5 protein-coding genes are annotated in these 6,655 nt (G+C 61.8%); all 5 read right to left on the bottom strand.

Annotation, left to right across the window (positions count from 1 at the left end):
• A partial coding sequence (locus ADADOO_RS13410) for an NADP-dependent malic enzyme (RefSeq protein ID WP_511278006.1) occupies positions 1–1,826 on the bottom strand: 1,826 nt, incomplete at its 3' end.
• An 89-nt stretch (positions 1,827–1,915) separates the two neighbouring features.
• The gene (locus ADADOO_RS13405) at positions 1,916–3,925 is read right to left on the bottom strand and encodes a TonB-dependent receptor (protein ID WP_511278005.1); all 2,010 of its coding nucleotides are present in this window, start codon (positions 3,923–3,925) and stop codon (positions 1,916–1,918) included.
• 90 nt (positions 3,926–4,015) lie between these two features.
• The gene (locus tag ADADOO_RS13400; RefSeq protein ID WP_511278004.1) at positions 4,016–4,825 is read right to left on the bottom strand and encodes a HoxN/HupN/NixA family nickel/cobalt transporter; all 810 of its coding nucleotides are present in this window, start codon (positions 4,823–4,825) and stop codon (positions 4,016–4,018) included.
• Between the two features lie 113 nt (positions 4,826–4,938).
• Positions 4,939–6,285 carry a PAS domain-containing sensor histidine kinase gene (locus ADADOO_RS13395; protein WP_511278003.1) on the bottom strand — a complete coding sequence of 449 codons (1,347 nt, stop codon included), beginning with the start codon at positions 6,283–6,285 and terminating at the stop codon, positions 4,939–4,941.
• A partial coding sequence (gene nikR, locus ADADOO_RS13390; RefSeq protein WP_511278002.1) for a nickel-responsive transcriptional regulator NikR occupies positions 6,260–6,655 on the bottom strand: 396 nt, incomplete at its 5' end. The genes ADADOO_RS13395 and nikR, both read right to left, overlap by 26 nt.

Genomic DNA, 6,655 nt, shown 5'->3' with positions numbered 1-6,655 from the left:
ATTTCCTGGGCGCTCGGATTTTCGTTCACATGCGTGTCGCAGATGAACAGCGAACGGCCCGGCAGCATCAGGTAGTTCATCGCGGCCAGCGTACTGACCCCGGTGCGCTTGCCGATAATCTGGCTGATCACGCCGAGGTGATGGCTGTACTGGCCGGTCATGCCGCAGATCATGCCGTCGGCGTAACCGAGCTTGAGCAGCATGGCACCGATCACTGTCGGCTTGCGGTGCATGGCTTCCTTGGCGATGGCCGGGGTGATGCCCTGACGCGCCATCAGCTTGTGATAGGCGGTCCAGCATTCGCGATAACGCTCGTCGGATTCAGGATTGACGATGTCGAAATCGACGCCCGGCTGGATGCGCAGCTTGGCTTTTTCGAGGCGGTGCTCGATGACACCCGGACGGCCGATCAGGATCGGACGGGCGAATTTTTCCTCGATGACCACTTGGGCGGCGCGCAAGACGCGCTCGTCTTCACCTTCGGCGAAAATGATGCGCTTACCCTTGGCCTGGCGGGCGGCCTGGAAAATGGCGCGCATGCCGACGCCAGTGTGATAGACGAATTCGGAAAGCTTGGCGCGATAGGCGTCGAAATCGGTAATCGGCCGAATGGCCACGCCCGAATCCATCGCAGCCTGCGCCACGGCCGGCGCGATCTTGACGATCAAACGCGGATCAAACGGCTTCGGAATCAGGTATTCCCGGCCGAATGACAGATCGTGGCCGGGATAGGCCATGGCCACTTCGTCGGTCACTTCAGCTTCGGCCAGCTCGGCAATCGCCTTGACGACGGCCATCTTCATTTCTTCGGTAATACGGGTGGCGCCAACATCAAGCGCCCCACGGAAAATGAAGGGGAAGCAAAGAATATTATTGACCTGGTTAACGTAGTCGGAGCGACCGGTAGCGATAATGGCATCCGGACGAACTTCCTTGACCAGTTCCGGCATGATTTCCGGCGTCGGGTTGGCCAGCGCGAAAACCATCGGGTTTTCAGCCATGCTGGCGACCATGTCCTGCTTCAGCACGCCACCGGCCGAGAGGCCAAGGAAAACGTCGGCACCGACCATTGCGTCACGCAGGGTGCGATTGGTGGTTTCGCGGGCATAACGGGCCTTGGTCGCTTCCATGTTGGCTTCGCGACCAAGATAGATGACACCCTTGGAGTCACAAACGGTGACATTCTCGCGTTTGACGCCGAGCTGACACCACAGATTCAGGCAGGAAATGGCGGCCGCGCCGGCACCGGAACAGACGACCTTGACGTCTTCAAGGCGTTTGCCAACCACCTTCAGACCATTGAGCATGGCGGCCGCGGAAATGATCGCCGTACCGTGCTGGTCATCGTGAAAGACCGGGATATTCATCCGCGCCTTGAGCTTTTCCTCGATATAGAAACACTCGGGGGCCTTGATGTCTTCGAGGTTGATACCACCCAGCGTCGGCTCCATGGCGGCGATCATGTCGATCAGCTTGTCAGGATCGTTCTCGGCCAGTTCGATGTCGAAGACGTCAATGCCGGCGAATTTCTTGAACAAACAGCCCTTGCCCTCCATCACCGGCTTGGCCGCCAGCGGGCCGATGTTGCCCAGGCCCAGCACGGCGGTGCCGTTGGTGATGACGCCAACCAGATTGGCCCGCGAGGTCATCTCGGCCACCGTTGCGGGGTCTTCGACGATCAGGTCGCAAGCCGCGGCGACACCAGGCGAATAGGCCAGCGCAAGATCGCGCTGGTTGGTCAGGCCCTTGGTCGGGCGGACGGAAATCTTGCCCGGGGTGGGCCAGCGATGGTATTCGAGAGCGGCTTCGCGCAGATCCTTTTCCACGGATTCTCCTTGGAGTTTAGGTATTAGGGAAAACCCGTTAGGTTACTCCAATCATTGCGCCGCTGGAAGTGTAATTCATAATTACAGTGTCAAAATCGATGGCTTAGGGTCAGACGCAGGCTTCTCGGCTCGGTAGGATGAATATGCCGGTCATCGACCGCCGCCCCCTCGGAAGCCAACTGCGAGTCGTACCAGTATTCGATGTCATTCACCTTGCGGTCGAAAAGGTTGTAGATGTCGAGCGCCAGCTGCGTGCGCTGGCTGAACTTGTAGCCCAGGCGCAAGTTGGTCAGCGCCGATGCGCCGGAGCGGACCGAGTTGTCCTCGATCAGCGGCCGCGGCCCGAAGTAGCGCAGGCGTACGGCACCGAACCAGGGGCCGAGGTGATCCAATGTCAGGCCGATGTTGGCGGTCGTCGTCACCGCCCCCGGGATGTAGTCGCCGACCAACGGGTCGTGGTCGCGGAAGCGGGCATGCGACCAGGCGAGGTCGGCATCGACCGCCAGCCAGTCGGACAGCACGTAAAGATTGGTCCATTCGACCCCGTAGCGGCGCGACGGGCGGGATGCTTCGGTCGTTCCGGCATCGCCGACAAACAGTAGCTCGGAAGCCGAGTCGAGTTGCCAGAATGCTACGGTCGACCGGAAATTTTGGCCAAAATCGGAACGCAATCCGAGCTCATAACCCTTGGTCCGGACCAGCGGTTTGACCGCCTGCACGGGCGTCACGCCGTCAGCAGGATCAACGCGGATGGTCGTGCCGCGCGCATCGTTGGAATGAAAGCCGTGGCCGTAGTTGAGATAAAGCTCGGTGTTTTGCCACGGCCCGAAAATCAGTGCCAGCTTGGGCGTCAGCATCTGGTCCCTGGCTTTTCCCGAATTTGCCGCCAAATTGCTGTCGACCGTGAAATCGTAGGTGTCGGCGCGCAAGCCCTGCACAGAGCGGAACCACTCGGTCCATCGCGTCTCGTTTTGCACCCACAGCCCGAGGCTACGCTGCGTCACCTTGTCTTCGCGCACCGTACTCAGCGTTTGGCGGGCGCTGGTCGTATAGAGACCAACCGGGTTGAGGTCATCGATCCGCCCCTGCAGGCCGATACTGTTCTCGACTTCGAAATTACCCCAGCGATCGAACATTGCATGCGAAGCAGCAAAACCGCCGGCCTGCCGACGTTCGGCCTGCTTGAACTGATCGCCCGGCGGACAACCAGCGTTCAGGCAATACTGGAAGTTGGACCACAAATCGAGGTCGTACTTCAGCCACCAGACATTGGCCTTGCTCTGTGCCTTTTCCCAGCGCTTCGTCCACTCGCCGGACAGGCTGTAGCGATGCGTCTCGCCGCCGGTCGTCGGATCAAGCGAACCGAAAAGGTCGACGGTACCGCTGGAACTGGCGCGCTGGGCGATCTGGTCGGTCGATGTCCAGCGGCCCTGATACGCCATGCCGGTGATCGAAAAGCCATCGTTGCGCGTGCCCTCGCTGTAACGCAGGACGCCGTTGAGCTTGCGGTAATGCTCGTCGACCTGCCACGGGCCGTCGTTGTGGAACAATTCGAGGGCGTACAGTAAATGTCCGCCACCCAGCTCTGGCGAACCGGCGAGCAGGCTGCGCGCATAGCCGTTCTGGCCGAGCGTCAATTGCGCCAGCGTGCCATCGATCTGACGAAAATAGTCAATGTGCGCCGCGCCGGCTGACGAAAAATCGCCCTCCTCGGCAAAGTACGGCCCCTTGCGGAAAGTGATGCGGTCGACCAGCTCGGTAATCAGGAAATTGAGATCGGTGTAGCCCTGGCCGTGGGCATGACTCGGCATGTTGACCGGGACGCCGCCAACATAGGTGGCGAAATCGGTACCGTGATCAAGATTGAAGCCACGCAGGAAATACTGGTTGGCCTTGCCGTCGCCGGCGTGCTGGGTGACGATCAGGCCCGGCACCATTTCCAGCGCCTCGCCGGGACGCAGAATGGGCACGGCCGCCAGCCGCTGGCTGGACACCACACCTTCGCTGCCTGACGCCGCAATGCCTTCGAGGTTTTCCGCCTTGGCGCGGACTTCGACGGCGGACAGTTCGGTCGACTCATGAGCGACGGCAGCCGTCATCGTCAACATCAAATATGAACTAAATAATTTTTGTCTTAATTTCATCGCTTAAAAAAGCCGGTCGCCCGGCCATCCCCCATCGCTATGTCGTCAAGCCACCACCGGACGGCGCGTCAGACGCACGGCCGCGATAAAGCTGAGGGCGATGATCGCCACCAGCGAAAAGCCGAATATCAACTCCTTCCCCTCGCTCCACATGTCGACCGCTGGCGACAGCAGCTTGGCGGCGCCGAAGGCGGCGACGAGCAGGCTGACGCCCGACACGACGAGGCCCATGACGCGCGAGGCGATGAGCGCCACCTGGTCGGCGCGGGCGATCAGCCCCGCGATCCACAGGCCGTTGATGCCATCGGTGAGCAGCATGCCGAGCATGAAGAGCAGGGCGAGGACGAGGGCGTGTTCCCAGCCGCCGAACTGGGTGGCAGTCAGGGCGAAAAAGGCGGCTTGCGACAGGGTGTCGAAGGACAGGGCGAACAAGGCGCCGACCAGCGCGATCAGCGCCGGGTGCGAAACATGGCGCAGGTTGCCGAGCAGACGGCCCTTGAGGCCGACCGGTTGGACCATTTCATGCGGTTCAGCGGCGAAGACGGCGGCCAGGTTCAGGCTGCCCAACGCGACGAGAAAGCCGATGGAAATGACCGCCCCCAGTGTGCCGAACCATTCCGGCACCGCCCACTGTCCGGCCAGCGCCGAGACGCCGAGGGCGATGGCCATGACCACGGCGCCGTGGCCGAGCGAGAACAGGCTGCCGCAATAGCGCGCCAGACCCGGCCGGGTGCGGGCGTTGTAGCGGGTCAGGCCGTCGATGGTGGCCAGATGATCGGCGTCGAAACCGTGCCTCATGCCGAGCACGAAGGTCAGGGTGAGCAGCGACAGCCAGTCGGAGGGCAGGGTTTCCATGGGCTCGGTATGAAATTTATAATCATCTTCATACAAAGAGCGTGCCAGATCAATAAGCCGTTGATCAGATTGACTTCATGCCTTTTTACCGGCCGAATTAAGCGGCTGACTGATCAGCAACTTTCCACTGGCAGTGCAAGGATGAATTCCGCCCCGCCGCCCGGGATGTTGCGGGCGCTGAGCTTGCCACCATGCCGTTCGACAATGCCGTAGCTGATCGACAGGCCAAGGCCGGTGCCCTGGCCGACCGGTTTGGTCGTAAAGAAGGGCTCGAACAGGCGGCCGAGGTGTTCTTCAGCGATGCCCGGACCGTTGTCGGCAAAGCGCAGGATGACCATGCCATCTTCAATACCGCCGCTGACGGTCAAGCCGGGCTCCGACTGGCTGGCCGTGGCGTCGCAGGCGTTCTGGACCAGATTCATGATGACCTGCTGCAGTTGCCCCGACGAACCGGAGCAAGTCAAATTTGGTGCCAAATTCGTGTTGACCGTGAACTTCGCCGCCGCGCTCTGCACCACCCAGCGCACCGAGCGTTCGACGACCTCGTTGAGGCTGACCTGCTCGGGGGTCATCTTGTCGACGGCCGAAAAGCGTTTCAGCGCATCGACGATGTCGCGCGTGCGCTCGGCCCCTTCGATCATGCCGTCGATAAGGTGCGGCATGTCGGCCAGGATGCGGTCGATGCGCAGCTCCTGGCGCATGGCCTGGACAGCGCCGTGTTCAGCTGCAGCGCTGGCATGCACCGCGCCGAGATAGCTTTCGAGCCGGCTGGCGTAGCGCTTGAGCGACAGCACGTTGCCGAGCACGAAGCTGATCGGGTTATTGAGTTCGTGCGCCACGCCGGCCACCAGGCGGCCGAGCGAGACCATCTTTTCGGCGTGCAGCAGCTGGCCCTGTGTCCGCTTGAGATCGTCGTGCGCCTGGCGCAAGGCGGAATAGGCGCGGCGCAGTTCGCCGACCGGGCGACCGGTGACAACCATGCCCATGAGCTTGCCGGTCTGCGACAGGCGCGGCGTGCAGTTCATCGACACCGGCACGGTCGAGCCATCGCCGGCGCGCAGGAAGAACTCGCTGTCATGGACGCCTTCGCGGCCGTAGCCGGCGAAGATGTCGCGGGCCTTGGCCCGTTCGACATCGTCGGCGAAGAGGTCAAAGACCGGTGTCTTTTCAAGTTCGCCGGCCGTCTTGCCCGAGAAGTGCTGGAGCGACGAATTGACCTCCTCGATGCGGCCGTTGCGGTCGCAGACGATCAGGATGTCCGACATCGAGGCGAGCACACTCTCGATGAACTGGTGTGATTCCTCGAGCGCGGCGTTCTTTTCTTCGAGGGCGACTTCGTATTGCAGGAGGTCGTTGTAGACCTCGTCCATTTTCTGAATGACTTCGATCCACGCCTGTTCACCGCCCGGCGGCAGGGGTGAATCGCCGGCCAGGTCAGCGGGCGGGACGATAGTGGACATGGGCTTCGCCGTGCTCGTCGTGGGCGTGATGATGTTCCGCTGCGAGCGCGATGACGTTGAGCTTGCCGTGACGCACGCCGCGTTCGGCCATCAGGGCATCGGCAAATTGCCGGACATCGGCGGTGGCGCCTTTGAGGATGACCGATTCCAGGCAATTGTCGTGATCGAGGTGGCTGTGCAGCGCCGCCACCGTCAGGTCGTGATGATCATGCTGCAAGCCGGTCAGGCGCTCGGCCAGTTCGCGTTCATGGTGGTTGTAGACATAGGACAGGTTGGCGACGCAGTGGCCGGAGGGCGTTTCGCGCAGGCGGTCGCTCTCGATGGCGCCGCGGATCAGGTCGCGCACGGCTTCCGAGCGGTTGCGGTAGCC

It is taken from the genome of Azonexus sp. (genome assembly GCF_036170495.1).
In the GTDB taxonomy this organism is placed as follows: Bacteria; Pseudomonadota; Gammaproteobacteria; order Burkholderiales; family Rhodocyclaceae; genus Azonexus.
The sequence above is the reverse complement of the archived record's forward strand: the minus strand, read 5'-3'. Positions and strand labels throughout refer to the sequence as shown.